24 protein-coding genes and 2 pseudogenes are annotated in these 24,048 nt (G+C 64.6%); 17 read left to right on the forward strand and 9 right to left on the reverse strand.

The features are described 5' to 3' along the window. Positions 1–111: 111 nt before the first annotated feature. From G4G28_RS23990 to G4G28_RS24015, 7 genes are all read left to right on the forward strand, one after another. On the forward strand, positions 112–2,559 hold the full coding sequence (locus tag G4G28_RS23990) for a TonB-dependent siderophore receptor (protein ID WP_182990248.1): 2,448 nt from the start codon (positions 112–114) through the stop codon (positions 2,557–2,559). Positions 2,560–2,692: 133 nt separating this feature from the next. Further along, entirely contained in the window at positions 2,693–3,004 is a 312-nt protein-coding gene (locus G4G28_RS23995; protein WP_182990249.1) for a hypothetical protein, read from the forward strand. A 374-nt stretch (positions 3,005–3,378) separates the two neighbouring features. Further along, the gene (prsT, locus tag G4G28_RS24000) at positions 3,379–5,472 is read left to right on the forward strand and encodes an XrtA/PEP-CTERM system TPR-repeat protein PrsT (RefSeq protein ID WP_229425309.1); all 2,094 of its coding nucleotides are present in this window, start codon (positions 3,379–3,381) and stop codon (positions 5,470–5,472) included. Further along, positions 5,415–6,152 carry a tetratricopeptide repeat protein gene (locus G4G28_RS27210; protein ID WP_229425310.1) on the forward strand — a complete coding sequence of 246 codons (738 nt, stop codon included), beginning with the start codon at positions 5,415–5,417 and terminating at the stop codon, positions 6,150–6,152. Before prsT ends, G4G28_RS27210 begins: the two co-directional genes overlap by 58 nt. Positions 6,153–6,279: 127 nt before the next feature. After that, a complete protein-coding gene (locus G4G28_RS24005) occupies positions 6,280–7,053 on the forward strand; it encodes an N-acetyltransferase (RefSeq protein WP_229425311.1) in 774 nt (257 codons plus the stop codon). A 69-nt stretch (positions 7,054–7,122) separates the two neighbouring features. After that, complete coding sequence (locus G4G28_RS24010) at positions 7,123–8,031, forward strand: ThiF family adenylyltransferase (RefSeq protein ID WP_182990250.1); 909 nt, start codon at positions 7,123–7,125, stop codon at positions 8,029–8,031. Beyond that, a complete protein-coding gene (locus G4G28_RS24015) occupies positions 8,031–9,101 on the forward strand; it encodes a molybdopterin biosynthesis protein MoeY (protein WP_229425312.1) in 1,071 nt (356 codons plus the stop codon). The genes G4G28_RS24010 and G4G28_RS24015 overlap by 1 nt, the downstream gene beginning before the upstream one ends. Positions 9,102–9,277: 176 nt before the next feature. Here the strand turns inward: G4G28_RS24015 and pepA are convergent, their stop codons facing one another. From pepA to G4G28_RS27225, 6 genes and pseudogenes are all read right to left on the reverse strand, one after another. Then, positions 9,278–10,165, reverse strand: a complete 888-nt coding sequence (pepA, locus tag G4G28_RS24020; protein WP_308602571.1) for a flocculation-associated PEP-CTERM protein PepA — start codon at positions 10,163–10,165, stop codon at positions 9,278–9,280. A gap of 224 nt (positions 10,166–10,389) precedes the next feature. After that, a complete protein-coding gene (locus tag G4G28_RS24025; protein WP_182990253.1) occupies positions 10,390–11,214 on the reverse strand; it encodes a GAF domain-containing protein in 825 nt (274 codons plus the stop codon). A 113-nt stretch (positions 11,215–11,327) separates the two neighbouring features. Then, positions 11,328–12,116 (reverse strand): annotated as a pseudogene (locus G4G28_RS24030) (nucleotidyltransferase family protein). A gap of 21 nt (positions 12,117–12,137) precedes the next feature. Further along, entirely contained in the window at positions 12,138–12,419 is a 282-nt protein-coding gene (locus tag G4G28_RS27215) for a hypothetical protein (protein WP_229507798.1), read from the reverse strand. Continuing rightward, complete coding sequence (locus G4G28_RS27220; protein WP_229507799.1) at positions 12,416–12,709, reverse strand: hypothetical protein; 294 nt, start codon at positions 12,707–12,709, stop codon at positions 12,416–12,418. The genes G4G28_RS27215 and G4G28_RS27220 overlap by 4 nt, the downstream gene beginning before the upstream one ends. Before the next feature lie 33 nt (positions 12,710–12,742). Next, a complete protein-coding gene (locus tag G4G28_RS27225) occupies positions 12,743–12,898 on the reverse strand; it encodes a hypothetical protein (RefSeq protein ID WP_229507800.1) in 156 nt (51 codons plus the stop codon). 184 nt (positions 12,899–13,082) lie between these two features. Here G4G28_RS27225 and G4G28_RS27230 point away from each other — a divergent pair, with 184 nt between their 5' ends. After that, positions 13,083–13,364, forward strand: a complete 282-nt coding sequence (locus G4G28_RS27230) for a hypothetical protein (RefSeq protein WP_229507801.1) — start codon at positions 13,083–13,085, stop codon at positions 13,362–13,364. Here G4G28_RS27230 and G4G28_RS24040 read toward each other — a convergent pair. The 3 genes from G4G28_RS24040 to G4G28_RS24050 all read right to left on the reverse strand — a co-directional run bounded on the left by G4G28_RS24040 (position 13,337) and on the right by G4G28_RS24050 (position 15,092). Continuing rightward, positions 13,337–13,600 carry an HPr-rel-A system PqqD family peptide chaperone gene (locus G4G28_RS24040; RefSeq protein ID WP_182990254.1) on the reverse strand — a complete coding sequence of 88 codons (264 nt, stop codon included), beginning with the start codon at positions 13,598–13,600 and terminating at the stop codon, positions 13,337–13,339. The genes G4G28_RS27230 and G4G28_RS24040 overlap by 28 nt on opposite strands. A gap of 26 nt (positions 13,601–13,626) precedes the next feature. After that, positions 13,627–14,256 (reverse strand): hypothetical protein, encoded by a 630-nt coding sequence (locus G4G28_RS24045; RefSeq protein WP_183107894.1) that lies wholly within the window; start codon positions 14,254–14,256, stop codon positions 13,627–13,629. Between the two features lie 212 nt (positions 14,257–14,468). Beyond that, a complete protein-coding gene (locus G4G28_RS24050; protein ID WP_182991662.1) occupies positions 14,469–15,092 on the reverse strand; it encodes an XrtA/PEP-CTERM system exopolysaccharide export protein in 624 nt (207 codons plus the stop codon). A gap of 927 nt (positions 15,093–16,019) precedes the next feature. On the opposite strand from G4G28_RS24050, the gene G4G28_RS27235 reads away from it, so the two are divergent. From G4G28_RS27235 to xrtA, 9 genes and pseudogenes are all read left to right on the forward strand, one after another. After that, a complete protein-coding gene (locus G4G28_RS27235; RefSeq protein WP_229507802.1) occupies positions 16,020–16,781 on the forward strand; it encodes an XrtA system polysaccharide chain length determinant in 762 nt (253 codons plus the stop codon). A 105-nt stretch (positions 16,782–16,886) separates the two neighbouring features. Next, complete coding sequence (locus tag G4G28_RS27240) at positions 16,887–17,468, forward strand: hypothetical protein (protein ID WP_229507803.1); 582 nt, start codon at positions 16,887–16,889, stop codon at positions 17,466–17,468. A 21-nt stretch (positions 17,469–17,489) separates the two neighbouring features. Beyond that, on the forward strand, positions 17,490–17,837 hold the full coding sequence (locus tag G4G28_RS24060; RefSeq protein WP_183107895.1) for a hypothetical protein: 348 nt from the start codon (positions 17,490–17,492) through the stop codon (positions 17,835–17,837). Further along, positions 17,816–18,511 carry an XrtA-associated tyrosine autokinase gene (locus tag G4G28_RS24065; protein ID WP_183107896.1) on the forward strand — a complete coding sequence of 232 codons (696 nt, stop codon included), beginning with the start codon at positions 17,816–17,818 and terminating at the stop codon, positions 18,509–18,511. Before G4G28_RS24060 ends, G4G28_RS24065 begins: the two co-directional genes overlap by 22 nt. Next, the gene (locus G4G28_RS24070) at positions 18,492–20,075 is read left to right on the forward strand and encodes a TIGR03016 family PEP-CTERM system-associated outer membrane protein (protein WP_183107897.1); all 1,584 of its coding nucleotides are present in this window, start codon (positions 18,492–18,494) and stop codon (positions 20,073–20,075) included. The genes G4G28_RS24065 and G4G28_RS24070 overlap by 20 nt, the downstream gene beginning before the upstream one ends. Before the next feature lie 12 nt (positions 20,076–20,087). Next, positions 20,088–21,122: an XrtA/PEP-CTERM system-associated ATPase gene (locus G4G28_RS24075; protein WP_182990259.1), complete on the forward strand. Its 1,035-nt coding sequence runs from the start codon at positions 20,088–20,090 to the stop codon at positions 21,120–21,122. After that, the gene (locus tag G4G28_RS24080) at positions 21,119–22,003 is read left to right on the forward strand and encodes an XrtA system polysaccharide deacetylase (protein WP_182990260.1); all 885 of its coding nucleotides are present in this window, start codon (positions 21,119–21,121) and stop codon (positions 22,001–22,003) included. Before G4G28_RS24075 ends, G4G28_RS24080 begins: the two co-directional genes overlap by 4 nt. Then, positions 22,000–23,109 carry a TIGR03087 family PEP-CTERM/XrtA system glycosyltransferase gene (locus tag G4G28_RS24085; RefSeq protein WP_229507804.1) on the forward strand — a complete coding sequence of 370 codons (1,110 nt, stop codon included), beginning with the start codon at positions 22,000–22,002 and terminating at the stop codon, positions 23,107–23,109. The genes G4G28_RS24080 and G4G28_RS24085 overlap by 4 nt, the downstream gene beginning before the upstream one ends. Positions 23,110–23,244: 135 nt before the next feature. Then, positions 23,245–24,023 (forward strand): annotated as a pseudogene (gene xrtA, locus G4G28_RS27245) (exosortase A); the annotation flags it as partial. Positions 24,024–24,048: the final 25 nt, after the last annotated feature.

Raw genomic sequence — 24,048 nt, forward strand, 5'->3', positions numbered from 1 at the left:
GGCCCGCCAATGCCACGCCACACCACTGTGACAATAGCGCGTTCAACGGCCGATCGCTCGGCCCGGATGTCCAGGAGACGGATTTTGAACCATAAAAAAGAGAGCAATCACATGACCCAATCCAAGCAGTTCATGCTGTCCGCCACCGCCCTGGCCGTGCTGGCCCTCGTCGGCCAGGCCCGGGCCCAGACCACTGATCAAACGGCCGCACAGGACGCGCCAAGCGCTGCCGTGACCAGGGAAATCCAGCAAGTGGTCGTCACCGGCACGGCATCGGCCAGCGGCACGCGCAAGATCGACACCGCCTTTTCGATCACCACCGCCAATGAAGAGCAGCTGAAATCGGCTTCGCCGAGCAGCACCGCCGATGTCCTCAAGCTGGTGCCGGGCGTCTACGCCGAGGCGACCGGCGGCCAGTCGGGTGCCAATGTCGAGGTGCGCGGCTTCCCTTCGGGCAGCGATTCGCCCTTCGTCTCCGTCCAGCTGAACGGCAATCCGATTTACCCGGTGCCGGTGCTGTCCTTCTTCGAAGGCACCTCGGCCTTCCGCCTGGACGACACCATCGAGCGCGTCGAAGTGCTGCGCGGCGGCCCGAGCACGATCTATTCCGTCGGCCAGCCGGGCGCGACGATGAACTTCATCCTGAAAAAAGGCGACGACGTTGCCGAGCGCAGCATTCGCCTGACCACCGGCACCGGGCGGCTGCGTCGCGGCGACCTGTTCGTGGGCGGCAAGATCGCCGACGGCTGGTACGGCAGCTTCGGCGGCTTTTATCGCAAGACGCAGGGTGTGCGTGATCCGCAGTTTGCCGCCGACGACGGCGGCCAGCTGACCGGTACCCTCACCCGCAAGCTCGAGGGCGGAGAGTTGACCTTCTACGTGCGCGCCACCGACGACAAGAACGCCTTCTATACCGGCGTGCCGCTCATTTCCAGCAACGAAGGCCGTTCCATCAGCGCCTTCCCGGGCTTCGATCCGCTCACCGGCACCCTGATGAGCAACGAAATGCGCCACTTCACGATCGACGCCGCGCCGGGCAAGACGCTCGAGCGCGACCTGGCCGAGGGCCGTGGCATGAAGGCGGCCGTCTGGGGCGCCAACTACGAACAGCGGATCGCCGGCTGGGACGTGTCGAACAAGGCAAATTATTTCAGCGGCGACCTGAACACGATTTCGATGTTCACCGGTAACAACCCGCTCAGCGCTGGCGCCTACCTGGCTGCCGCCAACGCCACCCATAACCCGGGCGCACCTGCCACTTCCGGCAGCATGACCTATGTCAACGGTGGCGCAGCGGTCGATCCGAACCAGCAAATCGTGCAGGCCGGCCTGTGGTCGGTGGAAAAGAAGCTGAGCTCGTTCACGAACGAACTGCGCGTCAGCCGCGAACTGTTCCCGGGCCATACCGTCACCGCCGGCGGCTACTACGCCAACTACAAGTCGGACGATGAGTGGTACCTGGGCAATAGCCACCTGATGACGGCGACACCAAACGCACGCCTCATCGACGTCAGCCTGAGCAACGGGACGATCGTGTCGCGCGGCGGCAAGGAGGGCAATGTGTTCTACGCGCCGGTTGCTCACTATAAAGGCAACAACCTGGCCCTGTTCCTGGCCGACGAGTGGAAGATCAGCGACCGCCTGCGCGTGGACGCCGGCCTGCGCCGCGAACGCCAGAGCCTGGAAGGATCGGTCTCGAACCTGACGTCCGGCGACACCGACAACAATCCGCTGACCGTCTACAACAACGGCACCTCGATGGCGACCGGCAACTACACCCGGCTGGAGCGCGACGACAGCGTCAATTCCTTCACGGTCGGCGGCCTGTATAAGCTGACCAAGGATGCCAGTGTGTTCGTGCGCGCCAATACCGGCCACACTTTCATCTACTTCGACGACATGCGCAACGCCGGCACCCAGGCCGCGCTGAACGACCGCAACGGCGTGCCGAATCCGAAGGTCACGCAATACGAAGTCGGCTTCAAGACCGCCAATTCGCTCTACAGCGCCTACATCAACGCCTTCTATACCGACTTTACCGGCATCTCGTTCCAGCAGATCACGACCGATGCCGTGCTCAATTCGGTGAGCGGCTCGCGCGGCCACGGTGTCGAGTTCGAACTGGCGCTGCGTCCGGTCAAGAACCTGCAGCTGACCCTGACCGGCGACTACCAGAAATCGACGTACCGCGACAATCCGGCCATCAGCGGCAACGAAGTCCAGCGCCAGCCGAACCTGCAGTTCCGCTTCACGCCGAGCTACCGCATTCCGTTCGGCGAGAACGCCGTCAAGCTGTACGGCACCTACACCCATGTTGGCGACCGCTGGGCCGACCAGGCCAACCTGTCCTACCTGCCCTCCTACCAGACCGTCGACATCGGCGCCCTGGCCACGTTCGGCGACAAGTGGGAACTGCGCCTGTCGGCCACCAACCTCACCAACGAACTGGGCCTCACCGAAGGCAATTCGCGCCTGACCGGCGCCCAGAGCAGCGGCCCGATCAACGCCCGTCCGATCTTCGGCCGCGCAGTGGAAGCCTCGCTGTTGTACCGCTTTTGATTTGTAAGCTGCAGAGCTGTACGTTTGGGAGCGGCTTGCCGCTCCCTTTTTTTGTTCCGTCGCGCCGCACGGCAGCGCGCCGTCCTCTCCCGCGCCTGGCCTACAATGGATCCGACCCATCATGGAGCCCTGCATGCCGATCAAGCCGGAACACCTTGCCGCACTGATGCACGAAGTCGAACAGGAAGACCCGATCGATTTCGCCGACCTGCCCTTTGCCGAGGAGGATATGCGCCAGCTGGTCGCCAGCCACCTGTGCGAGATGGCCGCTTCGATGGAAAACTTCAGCACCGAGGACCGCTTGATGACCCTGCTGGCCGTCTCGGCCAAGCTGGTGCTGGAAAACCTGGTGCTGCACGTGCAGCTGCTGCGCCGCCACGGCTTGCCGGTCGGCGACAACGTCGAAGCCTTGCTGAGCCGCTTGCGCAAGGGTAAGGACGAGTAGTTTCAACGTTCACCATCACGCCTGGCCAGGGCGGCGCCAGGCAGGCTCCACGGGTGAGCACCTGCAGGTTGCCGCACGGTATGAGGGCGCGCGCCGTATCGCTTGCCCGCTGGCCGAAACGGGTCTATCCTCCATCGCAGCTCTTTTGCTCAGGCCGCTTTAACAGCCGCTGGATCCCCATGCGGCCTGGCCGGGCGGGCCCTACGGGGCGTCGTGGCCTGCTCCAGCGTTGTCATTCCGTAAAGAAATAGCACGCCTGCAACAGTGCGCGATTGTGTGAGAACCAACCCATTCCATGAGGTATTATTGTTAGTGAGGAAACTCGTCGACCGGCTACCGGACGGCGTCTGCACTGCGTAAAACCTGAGGAACCCATGTCCCGTATTACCTCCAAGATGAAACTCACCACCGCCGTGGTGTCCGGCGCCCTGCTGCTGTCCGGCTTGGCCGGCTGCAACCGCGACCAGTCGACCGCCAGCCTGCTGGCCGAGGCCAAGCAATACCAACAGAAGGGCGACCGCAAGGCCGCACTGATCCAGCTGAAGAACGCCGTGGCGAAGAGCCCGCAGGATGGCGAGGCGCGCATGGCGCTGGGCACGCTGTATCTGGAAACCGGCGACAGCGTCTCGGCCGACAAGGAGCTGCGCAAGGCGGCCAGCCTCGGCATTCCTGCCGAGCGCACGCTGCCGCTGCTGGCGCAGGCCATGCAGGGACAGGGCAAGTTCAAGGAAATCCTTGCTGAAATCAAACCAGAGATGGCGGCGAAATCGGCGCCCCTGACGGCGCTGCGCGGCGATGCCATGCTCGCCACCAACGATCTCGACGGCGCCAAGGCGGCCTACGAGGCGGCGCTGGCGCTGCAGCCGAACAGCGGCGCCGCCTTCACCGGCCTGGCGCGCCACGCGCTGCTCAAGCGCGACGTGACCGCCGCCGAGCGCTACACCGCCGAGGCGGTGGAAAAAGACCCGAAGAATGCGGACGCCTGGATGTTCCGTGGCGGCATGCTGCGCGGCATGAACAAGCCGGACGAGGCCCTGGCTTCGTTCGACAAGGCGCTGGCACTGCGTCCGTATGACCAGAACGCCAACCTGGAAAAGGCGTATATCCGCATCAACCAAGGCAAGTACGACCTGGCCACGACCGAGATCGAGGCCGCGCGCAAGATCGCGCCGAACGGCCTGCTCGTGACCTATGCCCAGGCCCTCCTCGACTACACGCAGGGCAAGAACGCGGCCGCGCGCGAATCCGTGCAAAAAGTCCTGAAGGTCGCGCCGGAGCACCTGCCGAGCATCCTGCTGGCCGGTGCCATCGAGCTGAACCTGGACTCGGCCCAGCAGGCCCAGTCGCACCTGCGCAAATACCTGGAAGCCGATCCGGGCAACCTGCACGCACGCAAGCTGCTGGCCCAGGCGCTGCTCAAGGGTTCGCAGCCGAACGACGCCGTCGCCACGCTGGCGCCGGCCCTGAACGACAGCAAGGATCCGCAGCTGCTGGCGCTGGCCGGCGAGTCCTACATGCAGGCGCACGACTACAACAAGGCCACCACCTATTTCGAAAAGGCTGCCCAGCTGGCGCCGGAGGCGGCCGTGGTGCGCACCTCGCTCGGCCTGTCGCGCCTGAACCAGGGCGACACCGCCAAGGCCATCGGCGAACTCGAGCGCGCGACCGAACTCGATCCGAAATCGGACCGCGCCCTCACGGCGCTGGTCCAGGCCGAACTCGGCCTGAAGCACTACGACAAGGCCCTGGCCGCGGTCGGCAAGCTGGAAAAAATCAAGCCGGAAGACCCGCAGACCTACAACCTGAAGGCCACCGTCCTGCTGAGCAAGGGCGATGTGCCGGCCGCGCGTGCCGCATTCGAAAAGGCACTGCAGGTGAAACCGATATTCTTCCCGGCGACCGCCAACCTGGCCAAGCTGGACATGATGGAGAAGAAGCCGGAAGCGGCGCGCAAGCGTTTCGAAAGCCTGCTCGAGAAGGACAAGAAGAACTTCGGCGCGATGTCGGCGCTGGCCGAACTGGCTGCGCTGGACAACCGTCCCAACGACGCCACGACCTGGCTCGAGAAGGCCCAGGCCGAGAACCCGGACGCGATCCCGCCGGTGCTGAAGCTCGGTAGCCATTACCTGGCCACCAAGCAGGAAAAGAAGGCGCTGACGCTGGCGCGCAAATTCCAGGCATCGAACCCGGGCAATGCCGAACTGCTCGACCTGCTCGGCAAGGCCCAGCTGGCCACCGACGACGGCCTGGGCGCCCTCGATACCTACAGCAAGCTGGTCAACGTGGTGCCGAAGTCGGCACTGGCGCAGATGCGCCTGGCCGAGGCCCATGAGAAGCTGAAGAACGATGCCGCCGCCGCCGAAGCGCTCAAGCGCGCCGTCGCACTGCAGCCGGACTGGTGCAGGCACGCGTGGCCCAGATCGGCGTGGCCACGCGCCGCGGCCGCACCGACGAGGCGCTGGCAATGACGCGCGAGGTGCAGCAGCAGAATCCGAAGTCGCCCATCGGCTTCCTGCTCGAGGCCGACCTGTATCGCGCACAGAAGAAGCCCGAGCTGGCATTGGCCGCCTACGACAAGGCCCTGGGCGTGACCAAATCGGGCACGATCCTGATCCGCAGCGCCGAACTGCTGCGCCAGATGGGCAAGAACAAGGAAGCGGAGGCGCGCGTACTGCAGTTTGCCAAGGCCAATCCGGACGACGTCCCGGTCCATATGTACCTGGCCGAGTCTTACCTGGCGGCCAAGGAATACAAGCCGGCCGCGAGCGTGCTCGAGGAGATGGTCAAGCGCAACCCGAACAATGGTGCGGCGCTCAACAACCTGGCCTGGGCCTACCAGCAGTTGAAGGATCCACGCGCGCTGGCCACCGCCGAGCAGGCCTACAAGGTCGCGCCGACGAATGCGGCCGTCCTCGATACACTGGGCTGGATGCTGGTCGAACAGGGGAATACGGAGCGTGGTTTGCCGCTGCTGCAAAAAGCATTGGCCGGTGCATCGGCGTCCCCGGAAATCCGCTATCACGTGGCGCTTGGTTTGCATAAATCGGGCGACAAGAAGGGGGCGCGCAAGGAGCTTGAAACCCTGCTCGCCCAGAACCGTCCATTCCCCCAGTTGGAGGAAGCCCGTTCGTTGCTAAAAACCCTGTAACGGTCTACTATTTGACAAACTAGGATGAATCCGGACCGCGCTTTTCCTGTCCCGGGCAAAAGCGCGGCATAGCGTCACAAGGTGCCACCAGTGCAGCGGCGGTGCCGCTAAACCGAGGTGTTCTGCGATGACGAATCCCGACGACGTGCAGGGACGTGAAGACCGTTCCGACGAATTCCTATCGAACGCTCATGTTTCGGAAGATCGCGATAATATAGCGAGCTCAGAATTAGAGGATGTTATCGTGAACCAAGATTCATATGGAATCCGGCTTACCGATACGGCGAAAGGACGTAATTCGGCCAGCATGCTGGTCAATAAAATGTATGCCTGGCGCGGCTATGCCGGCTCGCATCAGTTCAGCGACGATCCCAATCGCATTACCCTGACCGCCACCGACAAGGGCGACGTGGTAGGCACCCTGACGCTCGGTATCGATTCCCCCATCGGCCTGATGGCTGACCAGATCTTCAAGGAAGAACTCGACGCGCACCGTGCGCGCGGTGCCAAGCTGTGTGAATTCACCAAGCTGGCGTTCGACCCCACGGTCCGCTCGAAAACCTCGCTGGCCAACCTGTTTCACCTGGCCGTAATTTACGCGCGCGATATCCACGATTGCACCGATATCGTCATCGAAGTCAATCCCCGCCATCGCCGCTTCTACGAGCATATGCTCGGATTCAAGCGCGAAGGCGATTTGAAAGACAATCCGCGCGTGAATGCGCCGGCCTATCTGCTGCGTATCGAGCTGTCGTATGTCACCGAGCAGATTCAAAAACTCGGAGGCACCTTCAGCGAAGGGATGGCCGAACGTTCGTTTTATCCGTATTTTTTCTCCCCGCGCGAAGAGCAAGGTATCATCAACCGCCTGCGCCGCATCGACGAACAGCAAGTCGCATAAATCCGCCCGACGCCGGCGCCTGGCGTGCCGGCGGCCCTCCTTTTTCACGGCTTCCCCGCTTTTGATCAAATGACCACTCCTTTTCGCTACGAGCAGGCTTTTTCTCGCAATATTGGCTGGGTAACCCGAGACGAGCAGGCGCTGTTGCGAAACAAGCGGGTCGCCATTGCCGGCGGCGGCGGTGTCGGCGGCGTGCACGCGCTCACGCTGGCACGCCTGGGCATCACGAAATTCCGGATCGCCGACTTCGATACCTTCGACGTTCCCAACTTCAACCGCCAGGTCGGCGCCATGGTGTCGACCCTGGACCAGCCGAAGGTCGAGGTCATCCGCCGCATGCTGCTCGACATCAACCCCGAGTGCGAGGTCGAGGTGTTTGCCGAGGGCATCAACGACGGCAACCTGGAAAGCTTCCTGAAGGGCGCCGACATGTACGTCGACGCGCTCGACTTCTTCGCCTTCGACATCCGCCAGAAGACCTTCGCCCTGTGCGCGCGGCTCGGCATCCCGGCCAGCACCGTGGCGCCGCTGGGCATGGGCGCAGCCCTGCTCAACTTCCTGCCAGGGCAGATGACGTTCGAGGAATATTTCCAGTGGGGCGATCTGCCGGAAACGGACAAGGCCGTGCATTTTGTCGTCGGCCTGGCGCCGGCCGGGCTGCACCGCCCGTATCTGGTGGTACCGGAAGCGGTCAATTTTGCCGAGCGGCGCGGCCCGTCGACCATCATGGCTTGCCAGTTGTGCGCCGGCGTGATGGGCACCGAAGCGCTGAAAATCCTGCTGGGCCGCGGCCGCGTGCTGGCCGCGCCCTGGGGCATCCAGTTCGACGCCTACCGTAACAAACTGGTACGCACCTGGCGGCCGGGCGGCAACAGGAATCCCCTGCACCGCCTGATGATCAGGATCGGCAAGAAGCAACTGGCCAAGGACCTGGCCGCGGCACGGGCACAGGCAGGCACACAACCGGGAGCAGCATGATGAGCGGACCGAACATCGCCGAACAGATCCTCGAGCTGGCGCGCTGGGCGCCCAGCGGCGACAACATGCAGACCTGGCGCTTCGAAATCGCCGCGCCCGAGCACATCGTCGTGCATGCCTATGACACGCGCGACCATTGCGTCTACGACCTCGACGGCCATCCGAGCCAGATCGCCTTCGGTACCCTGCTCGAGACGATCGCGGTTGCCGCCAGCGGCCACGGCCTGCGCGCCGATGTCACGCGCCGGCCGGAGGGACGCGACACCCATCCGATCTTCGACGTGCGGCTGGTGACCGACCCGTCCGTCGGGCGCAGCCCGCTGATCGACGCGATCACGCAGCGCACCGTGCAGCGCCGGCCGATGCGCACCACGCCGCTCACGGCCGAACACAAGCGCCTGCTCGAAGCCACCGTCGCACCCGGCTACGCCCTCACCTGGCTGGAAAGCCGCGACCAGAAGTGGCAAGCCGCGCGCCTGATGTTCAACAACGCCAAGCTGCGCCTGACGATGCCGGAGGCTTTCGAGACCCACCGCAGCATCATCGACTGGGAAAACCGCAAGCACAGCCCGGACAAGGTACCGGCCGGCGCGCTCGGGGTCGACGCCATGACCCTGCACCTGATGAAATGGGCGATGGTCAGCTGGCGCCGCATGAATACCGTCAACACCCTGATGGGCACCTGGGCGCCGCGCCTGCAGATGGACCTGGCGCCCGGCATGGCCTGCGCCGCCCACTTCGTGCTCAAGGCAAAGCAGGCACCGAAGTCGATCGACGACTACGTCGCGGCCGGCCGCGCGCTGCAGCGCTTCTGGCTGACCATGACCACCCTCGGCCTCTACATGCAGCCGGAAATGACGCCGCTGATTTTCTCGAAATACGCGCGCGAAGGCACCCGGTTTACGGCTCGCCCCAAGCTGGAGGGCGCGGCGAAAGCCTTGCAGAAACAGACCGAAGCGCTGATCTTCAACGACGCGCTGCACCCGGTGTACATGGGACGCCTGGGCTACGGTCCCGCGCCCGACGCGCGCTCGGTACGGCGCCCGCTGGCGGAGCTGATGAAACGCTGAGCAGGTAGCACGGGCGACCAGGCGCGCACATCAAAAAAGCGGCGGTGACCCGATGGGCACCGCCGCTTTTCATTGTCCCCGCTGCCTGGCGCCATCGGCGCTTGCGACAATGAAAGGACAAAAGAAAAAGAGCGGGCAAGCCCGCTCTTTCTCATGCAGTCATGCAGTCAGAAGACTTAGGCCTTCTTTGCGCGCTTGCGGCTGACGACGCCAGCGCCCAGCATGGCGATGCCGAACAGGGCCAGCGAGCCTGGTTCTGGAACTTCAGCCAGTTTGAACTGACCGTTGTTCGAGACGAAGAAGTACTGGCCAGGAGCGTTGGCGTAAGCCGAGCCGTTGCAGCCGGCGCCGGTGAAGCCAGCGTATTGGCAAGCAACTTCAGCGACCAGGTTTTCGGTGCCGCTGCTGTTCGGGTTGTTCACTGGGTTAGCGTTGGTGAACGCGAACGACATGATCGATTCCATCGACAGGTCGTCGCCGTTGCCGCGGAAGAAGTAGCCTGGAGCCAGGTCGCCGGCGTCAGCCTTGGCGAACACGCTCACTTGACCGTTGGCGATTGGGCTGCCGCTTGCATCGACCTGGCCGCCGCCGCCAGCCAGCACGTCGAACGAAGCGATCAGGTTGCCCAGGTTCGCGCCGTAGAAGCCCTCGGTGCCGCCGTACTGGTTGTTGGTTGGGTTCTGGTACATGCGGATGGTGCCGCCGGTGAACGAGAACGAACCGTTGGTCGAGCCGCTGCCCAGGGTGCCGGTACCGAAGCCTTCGAAGGTTGCGGTGATGTTGCCGCCTGGGAAGTTCACTGGGAACAGTTTACCGTTGCTGTCAGCCTGGACGATGTTGAACACAGCGTGCTCGACGAACGAGAAGCTGTTGCCGCCGGTCGGGGTCAGCTGAATGAACGACTGGCCGTTGATGTCCAGGTATTCGCCGATTTCCTGGCCATTTTCGAAGCCGCCGCCGTTCGGGTTGAAGACCCAATCGTTCAGCACGACTTCTGCGTTAGCGGCACCAGCGAAAGACATTGCAACAGCAGCGGCGCAAGCCATTTTCTTCAGAAATTTCATAATTTTCAATCCTCGATTAAGTTGATCGGTTGGGCAAACACACTCAACATATAGCAAGCGCCGTGCCAGCTCATCAGGACTCTTTAAAATCAACCACTTAGCATAAGCATTTAGAGCAATATCAACAACAATGTAAAAACTTTCGACATAACATTTCTCAATTGAAACGATAATTGGAATTTCAAATTTTCTTAATGCAAGTTATTTCCGGGTGGCACGCCCATTTACTTTTCTTGGTGCAATTTGTTATTCAATTGCCCGATTAACTCGCTCGCTGCGCGTACGATTTGCGGCACGTCGAAGCCGGCACGGGTGAGTTCGCGGTAGAACGAGCGCGCCAGGATCCGGGCCGCCTCTTCGGGATTCCGGTACACGGTGCGCGCCGCACCCTCGGCCTCGGCTTCACGCGCCAGGGCCAGCTGGGCGAAACGCGAGTCGAGCAGGCGCTGCAACTGGGATACCTGGATGGTCTTGCCGATGAACTGGCAGATCACCTCCAGCAGCAGCAGGTCGGCCTGGCGGAAGGACATGCCGGACACATTCACGACGCCGACGATACGGCCATCGATCGGAATCGGTCCCGACATCAGGCTGCGCCCCGGTGCCAGCGGCCGCCGCGCCAGCAGGGCGTAGGGGGAACTGCCGATGTCTTCCACCAGCAGCGCGCGCCCGCTGGCGAGCACCTGGCCGCAAATGCCCTCGCCGCGGCCGATGCTCGATGCGAACACCGCATCCGGAACCGCTTCCGGCGCATCCTTTCCCTGCGCGAGGTTGGCACGCGCATGGACGCGCAGGCGCGGTGCCTCGCCGCTGCCACTACTGAGCAGCATGATCGAGCAGCTGTCGGCACCGAGCATGCGGGCGGTCTGGGTCGCCTGGCCGTCAAGATTGTCTTCGAGGCTGCCGCTGGAAAGAAACTGCTGCAGGTCGTGCAGGCGCACCAAACCCTGGTCGGCTGCTGCTTCGGCCGGGACTGCGGCCGGTGCCGCCGCTGTTTGGTCCTGCGGCCTGGCTGGTGCTTCCCGCTCTGCTTCCCGTTCTGCTTCCATTCGTCACCTCGTCGGTTCGGCACGGGCCTGGCCCGTGCATTACTGAATAGACAGCGCCCGCTTCACGGAGCCGCTTTGCAGGCCCGCATTGCGGACACAGGCAGCCGCTTGCGCTAGCGCACCGGCTCGGCGCGCGGCGCCAGGAATGCTTTATGAAACAGGTGGCGCGACAGCATCCATGGCGGCATGCGCAGCCAGTTACCGCGTATATATAACAGGCCATGGGCGAGCGGATCGAGCACGCCGGCACAGCTCGGATGAAACGGACGCAGCGCACGCGCGAACAGCGCATCCATTAGCGCGCGCAAGGGGCCAGGCCGGACCTGCCGCTGCCAGCGCCGCGAAGGCCTGCGCCGGCACCGGGGTGCCGAGCAGGCGCGCGCAGTAGCGCAGCGCATATAGAACAGCGGCCGCGCCAGCTCGAGTTCGTGCGCACGCGCCGGTAGCGCCGCCCAGAAGCCCGCTTCCTGCGCACCGAAGTGGCACAGCAGGCGGTGCAGGTCGAACAGGTCGCGCAGGCCATGGTGGTATTCGCCTTCGAAGAACAGGTGGGTGGCGCTGTGCAGCACCATGTCGCAGGGGCCAGCACATACAGGCCGTCACTTCCGGCGATGGGCCGCGCCGCCGCGCAGCCGCGCCGGATCGGGGCGTTGCGCCGCCGTCTGCGGCAGGATCGCATGATGTACGTCGATCACGCTGGCACGGCGCATGTGCTGCAAGGGCGGCAGTTCGTGCATCCATTCGCGGTAGTAGCGCTGGTCGTAGGCGTCGTGGTGGGTCCCGGCCCAGCCGTGCAGCATCAGGAGACTCTCGACTTCGTCCGGGCGCTCGCGCGGCACCAGGGGGATGTCGATGTCGGAAAACAGCCGGCCCGCCGCCGCCGGCCGGGCCGGCCGCGACATAGGCGCTCCCCTTCAGGATGATCAGGGGCAAGCGGGTACCGGCCAGCGCTCGCCGCACCTGGCCGAGTTCGAAGCGCACCGCGCGCGCATGGCGTTCCCGGCAGTGCGGTCCCAGCACAGGCGGCGCCAGGCCAGCGGCGGCAGCGCGTCGGCCATGCCATGTTCCTCGGCCAGCAGGCACAAGGTGGCCCCCATGCCGGCGGCGCGCGCCTGGCGCAGCAGCAGCTCCCATCCCGGCCCGTCCAGCGCAGCCATGCGCGCGGGGGTGCGCAGCACCTCGACCAGCAAAGGGAGCGGCCTCATCGGCGCTGCGCCAGCAGGCGTTCGAACACGTCCATGGCGTCGTCGAGCGCGCCATAGCGGAAATCAACAGTGCGGGTGGCCTCGATCAGGCGCGCCACCGTCTCGAAACCGGCCCCGCCGAGCAGGCTGTAGTTGAAGGCGTTCTCGGCCAGACGCAGGTGGGCGCGTGCCTGCGCTACCGGCACCAGTTCGGCCGGGGCATCGCGCTCCCACTTCGGGAACACGATCCAGGCCGGTGCCGCCGGCTCGAGCGCGCGTGCGACGCTCGTGCCTGGCGCACATGTGCGCAACCGTACCCTTCACCGTATCGCGCACGGGCACCGTCAATTCGGCCGCCGGCGCCAGGCACGGATCACGTCGATCGAGCCGTTCTTCAGGCTGACCGGGCGCGGCAAGGGGTCGATGCGGCCGTCGTCCAGGCGGACGAGCGTCAGTTCGTCCGACAGCAGGCGCCAGCCGCGCGCGACCGGGCGGCACACAGCGTGCTCTTGCCGGAACCGGGCGGCGCCGGCAGGATCGCCGCCGCCCCCTCCTTTCGACGACGGCGGCGTGGATGACGAGCCAGGAATGGGCCTGGCTCGAGACGCACCAGTTCATTGCCCATTCGAACATCGGGAAGGCCTGCGCCAGCGGCAGCGGCTGGAAGGGCGCCATGCCCTCGTAATGGAAGTGGACCTGGGGCCGCACCAGGCGCCGCAGGCCCTGCGAGCCGGACAGGCGCACGTCGAAATCGGCAAAGCTGTCGCCGTCGCGCACCGGGTAGTCGGCATACATGCTGGCCAGGGTATCGGCCAGGGAGGGAAGCGCACTGCGCACGCAGGTGACGAAGGGGCCGGTCTGCAGCCGCAGGCCGGGGCCGCGCAGGCGCGCGGCCAGTTCGCGGCGGCCGAGCGTGGCGACGGTGGGCAGGCCGGTGCTCAGCAAGGCAGTGCGTCGATCAGGTAGAGCGCCGCCAGGTCGGCCAGCACCTCTTCCAGCTCCGGAAGGGATGCCGGATCGGCAGCGGCAAGCGCGGCGGCGGACTGCGGCGCGTCGCGCAGCGCCTGCAACAGCGCGAGGGCCGGTTCGGCCAGCAGGTGGGTGTCGCCGGAAAGGTCGTTGAAGAGCACGCATTCGCCGTCGTGGCAGCGGTGCATCAGGCGCTGGCCGGGGGCCAGGCGCCAGGTCGGATCACTTCTCATGCGTACCAGCAACGCGCCACGAGGGCCTAGCGGAAGGTGGTTTCGAGGTAAGCGGCCAGCTGTGCGCCGGTCCATGGGGTGGCGCTGCCGGTCGGACGGTACGAGCCCTTCAGGCTGAATTCGTCCCAGATCGCCACCACTTTGTCTTCTGCCAGCACGCTCGGGATCCCGGACATGGCCGAGGAACGGGCATTGAGCAGCGCCGTGACGATTTGCATGGCCACGTTGTTGCGGTCGATGGCCTTGACCGGGTTCGGTTGCTCGAGGATTTCCAGCAGCGTGAAGTTCTTCAGGCCGGAATAGCTGCCGCGCGCAGCCAGCACGTCGGCGAAGCGCGTGGTCGGGCTGGTGCCGGTACGCGATTTCCACGCGCTGGAATGGGTTTTCCAGTAGCCGTGCGAACGATTATTGCTGCAGGAATTGGCCGGGTTGTGGCTGGCGGTCTTGATCGACATGAAGCCGGACGGCGAAGCGCAGGTGGCCAGGCTACCGGCCGCCATGCCTGGCTGGCTGTGCAGTGTCAGGATGACGCCGCCTGCACCGAGCCCAGCGCGGGTAAAGCGACGGCGCGCCGCCCCTTTTGGATCAAGGGCCGGCAGTTCGCCAACTGCCTGCGGAGCAGGCGACATCTCTGCAGTTTTATGTTGATCTTCCATAATGCGTTCCTGAGTCCTCGAAAGTAGGCCATACCCAAGCGGGCACAGGTCTTTCCACTGCTTAAGCAAACCTCGTACCAGTTAGCCTATATTACTCATCAATTGATCAATTGCAACAAAAAATCAATCACTTAGCCCCGTAGACAGTCTGGTACGCCCAAACGACGACGGCGCCACCCGGCGCCGTTGTAAGAAAACCCGACAGGGTTCTATCAGAAGAAGCTTTCCGGAATCACCAGAATATCACCCGGGCGCATCGGCATGTTCGCCGAAATATCGCCTTCCTTGATCAGGTCGTCAAGGCGTACGTTGAGTTTTTCCTGCTTGCCGCCGACGTTGCGGATGATGCTCGCCTTGTTGCCGGAAGCGAATTCGGTGACGCCGCCGACCGCGATCAGGACATCCATCAGCGACATGTCGCGGCGGTAGGCCAGCGCCTGCGGCTTGGCGGCCTGGCCGATCACGCGGATCTGCTCGCCGTAGTTACCGACGAAACCAGTGACGACGACGGTGACGACCGGTTGCTGGATGAACTTGGCCAGCGCCTTCTCGATGTCGCGTGCCAGCTCGGTCGAGGTCTTGCCGGCGGCAGGCAGGTCTTCGACCAGCGGCGTGGTGATCTTGCCGTCCGGACGCACCGGCACCGACATCGATACCTCGGGATTGCGCCAGACGATGATATTGACGGCATCGCCCGGGCCGATCAGGTAATCGGCAGGCGCGGCGCCCGCCAGGGCTGCGGCCGATGGTGCCGCCGCCGGCTTGTTGAACCACGCGCAGCCCGACAGGGTCAGGGCGCAGGCAGTAGCCAGGGCCAGTTTGGTCAAATTCGTCATGATCTTGCTCACGTCATTCCCCTTCAGACAAGCAGCGAGCGCGCGGCCCAGACTGTTGTTGTTGCAAATGTAAAATTGTGTTTTAGCCATCAAACCGACGTATTGTATCTTAATCATGCATGCCAAAAAGGCGTGCACGATTGAAATATTGTTATTTTTTACTCCGCTGGCAACAGTTCCCCTCCCTGTCATCAACGGGCACCGGCGAGCGAACAACACGGTCGGCCTGCCTGGTGGACAGTGCCCGATCAGCCAAGCCGCAGTAAACAGCAAGCGGCAACGCGCTGGCAGACCCTATCTATCAGAAGCTCGACTGCATCGCCCTCCTTGTACCGCATTGCTTCAGAAGACCTCGGCACTTTCGCAAGTCCGCAAGCCTGCGAGGGGACGAAACACCCCGACGCCGGAGACTGCAACAGGCGCAACGCCAGCAGGCATGCGGGCTCCGGCAGACAGGCGCTAACGGGCGCGTCCGGAGCGCATTCATTATTTCGGATAGGAATCAATCGTGCAGCCCTTTTGTAATTTAGACATTACAATACAAGGGTTTGATGTTGAGCAAAGGCTGCGGCCGGGTCTGGAAGTGGAAGATTGGCCCGCGCATCTGCCTTGACGTAGTGCAACATTTAGGCTCTGCGGTAGTTTGCTTGTTGATAACAATAGTGCTTCAAGTAGATGCCTTGGGGATTTTTATGCATTGCAGCTAGGAACTTGTGTTGTAAGCGGTGCCATTTTGTCGCCTTACTTGCTCAATTTTCTGGCACGCAATTGCAATTGCACAAACAACAAGCGATGATGCGTGTTCTTTGTTGATTGTTACAGTCCGGCTCCTGGCCGGGCCTTCATGGCGAGACTGACGAGATGGCAGAAATAACAGCCCTTATCCTGAATTTCCTTAAGGCCATCGGTAAATACCGTTGGCATGCAGTGACCATCACCTGGCTGGTGGCGCTGATTGGCTGGGCAATCGTGCTCAAGCTGCCGAACCAGTACGAGACCACCGCGCGGGTCTACGTCGATACCCAGAGCATCCTGAAACCGCTGCTGTCGGGGATGACCTCGTTGCCGAACCTCGATCAGCAGGTGCAGTTCATGCGCCAGACCCTGATCAGCCGTCCGAACGTCGAGCGCGTCATGCGCATGACCGATCTCGACGTCAAGGCAAAGGACGCCGACGAGAAGGAAAAGATGATCGACAACCTGATCTCGAAGATCACCATCGCCGGCACCGAACGCGACGACATCTACACGATCAGCTACAAGGCCACCGACCCGAAGCTGGGCAAGGACGTGGTGCAGTCGCTGCTGACGATCTTCGTCGAGGGCAGCTTCGGCGGCAAGAAGCAGGAATCGGACAAGGCTGTCCAGTTCATCGACGACCAGATCCGCAGCTACGAGGAAAAGCTGGCCGCCGCCGAGGACAAGCTGAAGGAATTCAAGATCAAGAACATGGGCCTGCTGCCGCGTGAAGGCGCCGACTTCGGCAGCCGCGTCAACGCTGCCAACGACGCCCTCAGCCAGGCCAAGCTGGAACTGGCCGAAGCCGAGCAGTCGCGCAACGCCATCCGCCGCCGCATGACCGGCGGCAGCACCGCCGGCGGCACCGTCATGGCCGATCCGGAACTGGAAAGCCGCATCGCGACCGCCCAGAAGAACCTCGACACGCTGCGCCTGCAGTACACCGAGTAGCACCCGGACATCATTGCCACCCGCCGCCTGCTCGACCAGCTGCAGGCGCGCAAGCGGGAAGAAGCGAAGAAGGGCCGTCCCGACCCGGGCGCCGCCGCCAGCCCGATGATGCAGCAGCTGAACGTATCGCTGTCGGACGCCGAATCGCGCGTCGCCAGCCTGCGTGCCCGCGTGGCCGAGTACCAGCAGCGCGTCGCCACCCTGCGCACCCAGAGCACCACCGCGCCGGAAGTCGAAGCCCAGCTGGCCCAGCTGAACCGCGATTACGCGATCAACCGCGAGAACTACCAGAAGCTGGTCGAGCGCCGCGAACAGGCCAAGCTGTCGGGCGACCTCTCGTCGGCCACCGACATGCTGACCTTCCGTGTGATCGAGCCGCCAATGGCACCGCTGGTGCCGACCGGTCCGAACCGCCCGGTGCTGTTCAGCGCCGCCTTCATCGTGGCGCTGATCGCCGGCCTGGCCGGTGCATTCCTGATGAGCCAGTTCCGCCCGACCTTCCTCAGCCAGACCGCGCTGCGTGAAGTGACCGGCGTGCCGATCCTGGGCACCATCAACATGCACTGGACCGATGGCCAGAAGGCGCAGCGCAAGAAGCGCCTGTACGGCCTGGCTGCCACCCTGCTGCTGCTGTTCGGCGTGTACGGCGCCGGCTTGGCGACCATGATGGCCCGTCCGGGCCTGTAAGGAAGAACGTTAGGAGCGAATGTGAGCATTATCGAAAAAGCGGCCAGCCGCATTGACCACACCCGCGCACCAGCGCCAGCCCCGGTCGTCGAACACGACGACCAGGCCATCGTCCTGGAACCGCACGCGGCCCCGGCCTCCGCACACGCTGCACCGGCAATCGAAACCTTCGAACCGACGCCGGCCGAAGCGGCCGCCCTCGCCGCTGCCGCCACGGCAGCGCCGGCGCACGCACCAGCCCCTGCACGGGCCGCAGCAGCGCCAGTGCCACCCGTGCAGGCCCGTAGCGGCGGCCATCGCCCTGGCGCAAAACGAGCGCCCGCAAGGTCGACCTCGACCTGGCGCGCATGCGCGACGCCGGCATGGTGACCGCCGCCGGCGGACGCACCAACCTGCTCGAGGACTTCCGCGTGATCAAGCGCCCGCTGCTCAAGCGCGCCTTCAGCGAAGCCTCGGCCCCAGGCCGCCCGAACAACCTGATCATGCTTACCAGCTCGCTGCCGGGCGAAGGCAAGACCTATTGCGCCATCAACCTGGCCATGAGCATTGCGATGGAACTCGACCACACCGTGCTGCTGGTCGACGCCGACGTCGCCCGTCCTTCGGTGCTGCGCACGCTCGGCCTGCCGGCCCAGCGCGGCCTGATGGACATCCTGCTCGACGACAAGCTCGACCTGTCGGACGTGATGCTGCGCACGAACGTCGACACCTTGAGCATCCTCCCGGCCGGCACTAGCACGCCGCGCGCGACCGAACTGCTGGCCAGTTCGACGATGACGAGCCTGGTCACCGAGATCGCGCACCGCTATCCTGACCGCGTCATCATTTTCGATTCGCCGCCGCTGCTGCTGACGAGCGAATCGCGCGTCCTGGCCAGCCACATGGGCCAGATCGTGATGGTCGTCGAAGCCCAGGGCACGACCCAGCACGCCGTCAAGGAATCGCTGCGTCAACTCGAAGGCTGCAGCAACGTGAACCTCATCTACAACAAGGCCCGGGACATCCCCGGCATCGAAGAGACGTATGACTATCACTACGGCTAAGCGTTCGCAGCTGCCGTCGCCGCATTTGCCACCGTACGCGTTGCGCCTGGCGCCGCTGGCGGCGGCGCTGCTGGTGGCGCTGCCGGCCCATGCGACCTGGGACGTCACCCCGACGTTCACCCTGAGCGAAACCTACAGCGACAACGTCAACCTGCGCGCCGACAATGACAAGCGCGCATCCTGGGTGACCGAAGCAATACCGGGCGTTTCCGTGGTGGGCAAGAGCTCGCGCGTGGACTTCGCCGCCAACGCCCGCCTCTACTACTACGCCTACAGCGAAGACGACGTTCCGGGCGTGCGCACCAGCCAGCACGAGTACAACGCCAACGGCCGCGTGAAGGTGGTCGATGAGCTGTTCTATGTCGACGCAGGCGCCAGCAGCAGCGCGCGCAGCATCTCGGCCTTCGGCCCGCTGGCCGAAGATGCCAACGGCAACCGCTACAGCCGCGAAAACCAGACCGACGTCAGCACCTGGCGCATCAGCCCCTACGTGACCCACCGCTTCGGCAACCTGGTCACCGGCACCGCGCGCTATACCCACGACGTGGTGAAATCCGATTCGCGCAGCCTGTTCGGCGACAGCTCGGCCGATGGCGTGGCCATCGACCTCGTCGGCGGCCCGGGCTTTCGCAACGTCGGCTGGAGCCTGCACGCGGCGCATCAGACTGTCGACAACGAGAACTTCGGCGACACCTCGTCGCAAAACATCCTGCTCAATGCGAACTACCGCCTCGGCCCGACGTTCGCGCTGACGGGGTCGGCCGGCTACGACAAGTTCGATTACCAGGCCCTGGGCGGACGCACGGCCGGCGCCAGCTGGACGACCGGCTTCATCTGGGCACCGTCGGCGCGCACCAACCTGCAGATGTCGATCGGCCGCCATTACCTCGGCAACACCGGCATGCTGGCCGCCTCGCATCGCAGCCGCCACAGCGTCTGGAGGCTGAGCTATTCCGACGCCGTCACCACCAGCCGCCAGCAGTTCACGCTGCCGTCGGCGATCGACACCGCGTCCATGCTCGATGCGATGTTCCAGGCCACGATTCCCGATCCGGTGGTGCGGCGCCAGGCGGTGGAAAACTACATGCGCTACGCCAACCTGCCGCCTACGCTGGCCGACAACATCAACTACCTGAGCAACCGCTACATGCGCCAGAAGCTGCTGCAGGCATCGAGCGCGTTCAACTGGCGCCACAGCACCGCCGTGCTGTCGGCCTATGCCAGCGAGCGCGTCGCCCTGTCCTCGTCGGAAGCCGACAGCGGCCTGCTCGGCAGCCAGCTGCGCAGCCTGAACGACAGCGTGCGCCAGGTTGGCGTGAACGCCTCCTACAACTACCGCCTGAGCGCGCGTTCGAGCGCGCAGGCCTCGGCATCGGCATCGCATACGCGCTCGCTCACGACCGACCTCGAAGGCAACCAGCAATCGTTGCGCCTGGGCCTGACCCACCGCTTCGGCCGCTCGGTGCGCGGCAGCCTGGAAGTGCGCCGCCTCGTCGGCGAGAGCGAAATCCGCCACGACTATACCGAAAACGCCGTCTCCGCCACCCTCACGGTCCAGCTCTAACGGAGTAACACGATGTACGAAACCTATTACGGACTCTCGGCCAAGCCCTTCCAGCTGCGCCCCGATCCCCATTTCTTCTTCGGCAGCAAGGGCCACAAGCGTGCCATGGCCTACCTGGAATATGGCCTGTCGCAGGGTGAGGGCTTCATCGTCATCACCGGCGAAATCGGCGCCGGCAAGACCACGCTGGTGCGCAACCTGTTCAGCAAGCTGCCGTCGGACCAGATCGTCGCCGCCCACATCGTCAATACCCACCTGGATCCGGACGACACGCTGCGCATGGTGGTGTCGGCCTTCGGCCTGCCCTATGAAGGCGCCAGCAAGACCGACATGCTGACCCGCCTCGAGCACTTCCTGCGCAGCGTCGACCGCCAGGGCCAGCGCGCCCTGCTCGTCATCGACGAAGCCCAGAACCTGAGCCCGAAGACGGTCGAGGAACTGCGCATGCTGTCGAACTTCCAGACCGACGACAAGTCGCTGCTGCAGACCTTCCTGCTCGGCCAGCCGGAGTTCCGCGCCACCCTGCACAGCCCCAGCATGCAGCAGTTGCGCCAGCGCGTGATCGCCAGCTACCACCTGGGCCCGATGGACGCGCAGGAAACCCGCGCCTACATCGAGCACCGCCTGCACACGGTCGGCTGGCAGGGCGACCCGGCTTTCGATGACGGCGCCCACGCCGCCATCTTCGGCTACACCGGCGGCATCCCGCGCAAGACCAACACCCTGCTCGACCGCGTGCTCCTGATGGGCTACCTGGAAGAACTGCACGAGTTCAACGAGGGGCACATCCAGACCGTCATCAGCGACATCAGCGAGGAATTCCAGGCACCGAACCCGGTCGGCACGCCGGCCGCCGACACGCTGCGCATCGAATCGATCGAGGACGGCCTCGGCCTGCCCGAGCGCCGCGCCAGCGCCGAGGTGCTCGACGAGCGTATGATGCGCCTCGAGAAATCGATCGTGTCGGTGCTGTCGATCCTGAAGAAAATCGTCGCCACCCCGCCGCAGGGGAACCCGGCGCATCACCACGTGGATACCCAGGAATGAAAATGCAAGCTCCCGCAGCCCGGCCGCAGCGCCAGCCGGGTGAGCGTATCCGCAACGCCATGACCTGCGACGTCGAAGACTACTTCCAGGTCTCGGCCTTCGCTCCCTACATCAGCCGCGACAGCTGGCCGGCGCGCGAATGCCGCGTCGAAGCCAATGTCGATCGCATCCTGGCGCTGTTCGAGCGCCACGACGTGAAAGGCACCTTCTTCACGCTGGGCTGGATCGCCGAGCGCTATCCGCAGATGGTGCGCCGCATCGTCGCGGCCGGCCATGAACTGGCCAGCCACGGCTACGGCCACCTGCGCGCGTCCGACCAGAGCCGCGCGGAGTTCGACAACGACATCCGGTCGAGCAAGGCGCTGCTGGAAGACATCGGCGGCCAGCAGATCATCGGCTACCGCGCCCCGAGTTTTTCCATCGGCCATGGCAACCTGTGGGCATTGGAAGCGCTGACGCAAGCCGGCTACCGCTACAGCTCGAGCATCTACCCGATCGCCCACGACCATTACGGCATGCCGGACGCGCCCCGTTTCGCCTTCTATCCGAACGGCCCGGACGGGCTGCTGGAAATCCCGATCACCACGGCCATGCTGGGCGGTCGCAAGCTGCCGGCCGGCGGCGGCGGCTATTTCCGCCTGCTGCCCTACGCGCTCTCGCGCTGGATGGTCAAGCGCGTCAACGAGATCGACAACGAGCCGGCGCTGTTCTACTTCCACCCGTGGGAAGTCGATCCTGGCCAGCCGCGCCCCGAAGGCCTGGGTGCCAAGGCGCGCTTCCGCCACTACATCAACATCGAGCGCATGGAAGGGCGCATTGCCGCCCTCGCCCAGGATTTCGCGTGGGACCGGATGGACCGCATTTTCCTGGAACGGCCATGAATTCGATCATCGAGGGCGTGCTGCAAAAGAAGGCGGCGGCGGTCGCGGAAGCCGCCAAACCCGACCTGCTGCTGCTGGTACACCGCATCCCCTACCCGCCGAACAAGGGCGACAAGATCCGCTCCTACCACCTGCTGAAGCACCTGGCGGGCAAGTATCGCGTGCATCTGGCGACCTTTGTCGACGACGAAGCCGACTGGCAGTACGTGCCCAACGTCGAGGCCCTGTGCGCGAGCAGCCATTTCGCCCGGCTCGACCCGAAAAAGGGCAAGCTGCGCAGTGCCGGCGCGCTCGCCACGGGTAAATCGCTGTCGCTGGCCTACTACCGCGACGCCGGCATGCAGCAGTGGGTGACGCACACCATGCGCGAACACGGCATCGCGCGCGTGATGATGTTCTCGTCGGTGATGGCGCAGTACGCCGAACAATTCCCGGCCGCGCGCCGCGTGATCGATTTCTGCGACGTCGATTCCGACAAGTGGCGCCAGTACGCCGAGAAGAAAAAGTGGCCGATGAGCTGGGTGTACCGCCACGAGGCGAAGAGCCTGCTCGACTACGAGCGCCGCGTCGCCGAGATCTGCGACGCTTCCCTGTTCGTGTCCGAGCCGGAAGCGGAACTGTTCCGCGGCCTGGCGCCGGAAAACCGCGCCAAGATCGGCTTCTTCAACAACGGCGTCGACACCGAGTACTTCAGCCCCGAGCGCAGCTACGACAATCCGTTCGCGGCAGGAGAACAGGCCATGGTCTTCACCGGCGCCATGGACTACTGGCCGAACATCGATGCCGTCAAATGGTTTGCCGCCGAGGTGCTGCCGCGCGTGCGCGCCGCCGTGCCGCAGGCGCGCTTCTACATCGTCGGCTCGCGTCCGGCACCGGAAGTGCAGGCACTGGCGGGCGACGCCATCGCGGTGACCGGCACCGTGCCCGACGTGCGCCCCTACCTGGCCCACTGCAGCGTGGCGGTGGCACCCCTGCGCATCGCGCGCGGCATCCAGAACAAGGTGCTCGAAGCGATGGCGATGGCCCGTCCCGTCGTTGCCTCGCCCCAGGCCTACGGGCATCGACGCCGCCAGCGGGCGCGAACTGCTCGTCGCCGACGCCCCTGAAGCCTACGCCGACGCCGTGATTGCGCTGCTGCGTACCCCGGACGACACCATGGGCCGCGCCGCGCGCGCCAGCGTCGAACGCCGTTACAGCTGGCCGGCCCACCTGTCCCAGATCGAAACGAGGTTCGAATGCTGATGAACGACAACCCGGCAATCGCCGGTGCCGGCGCGGGACGCCTGTCGGTCCCGAACGCGGCCATCATCATCGCCGCCCTGCTCGCGCCCTTCCTGCTGTACTGGAGCACCGCCGCCTCGATCGTCTCGGTCTGGAACAGCTCCGAGACCTTCGCCCACGGCTATGCCATCCTGCCGATCAGCCTGTGGCTGGTGTGGCGCCGGCGCGAAGTGTTCGCGCGCATTCCAGCCGCGCCCGGTGGCCGGCCCTGGGTTTGCTCGCCCTGTGCGGCGCCGGCTGGCTGGTGGCGCGCGCCGGCGAAGTGCAGGTGGTGATGCAGTACGCTTTCGTCGCCATGCTCCCGGTCGTCGCGCTCGCGCTGATGGGCCGGCGCCTGGCCGGCTCGCTGACCTTCCCGCTGCTGTTCCTGCTGTTCGCGGTCCCCTTCGGCGAAGTCTTCGTCCACCCTTTGATCAACTTCACCGCCGACTTCACGGTGGCGATGGTGCGCGCCACCGGCATTCCGGTGCTGCGCAACGGCACCCAGTTCGAACTGCCGACCGGCAGCTGGTCGGTGGTGGAAGCCTGCAGCGGCGTGCGCTACCTGATTTCCTCGATCACGCTGGGCTGCCTGTATGCCTACCTGAGCTACCGCTCGGCCAAGCGCCGCGCCCTGTTCATCGGCCTGTCGGTGATCGTGCCGATCGTCGCCAACGGCCTGCGCGCCTACATGATCGTCATGATCGGCCACATGAGCGGCATGGAACTGGCCACCGGTGTCGACCACCTGATCTACGGCTGGCTGTTCTTCGGCCTGGTCATGT

The organism is Massilia sp. Dwa41.01b, assembly GCF_014171775.1.
Taxonomy (GTDB): domain Bacteria; phylum Pseudomonadota; class Gammaproteobacteria; order Burkholderiales; family Burkholderiaceae_D; genus Telluria.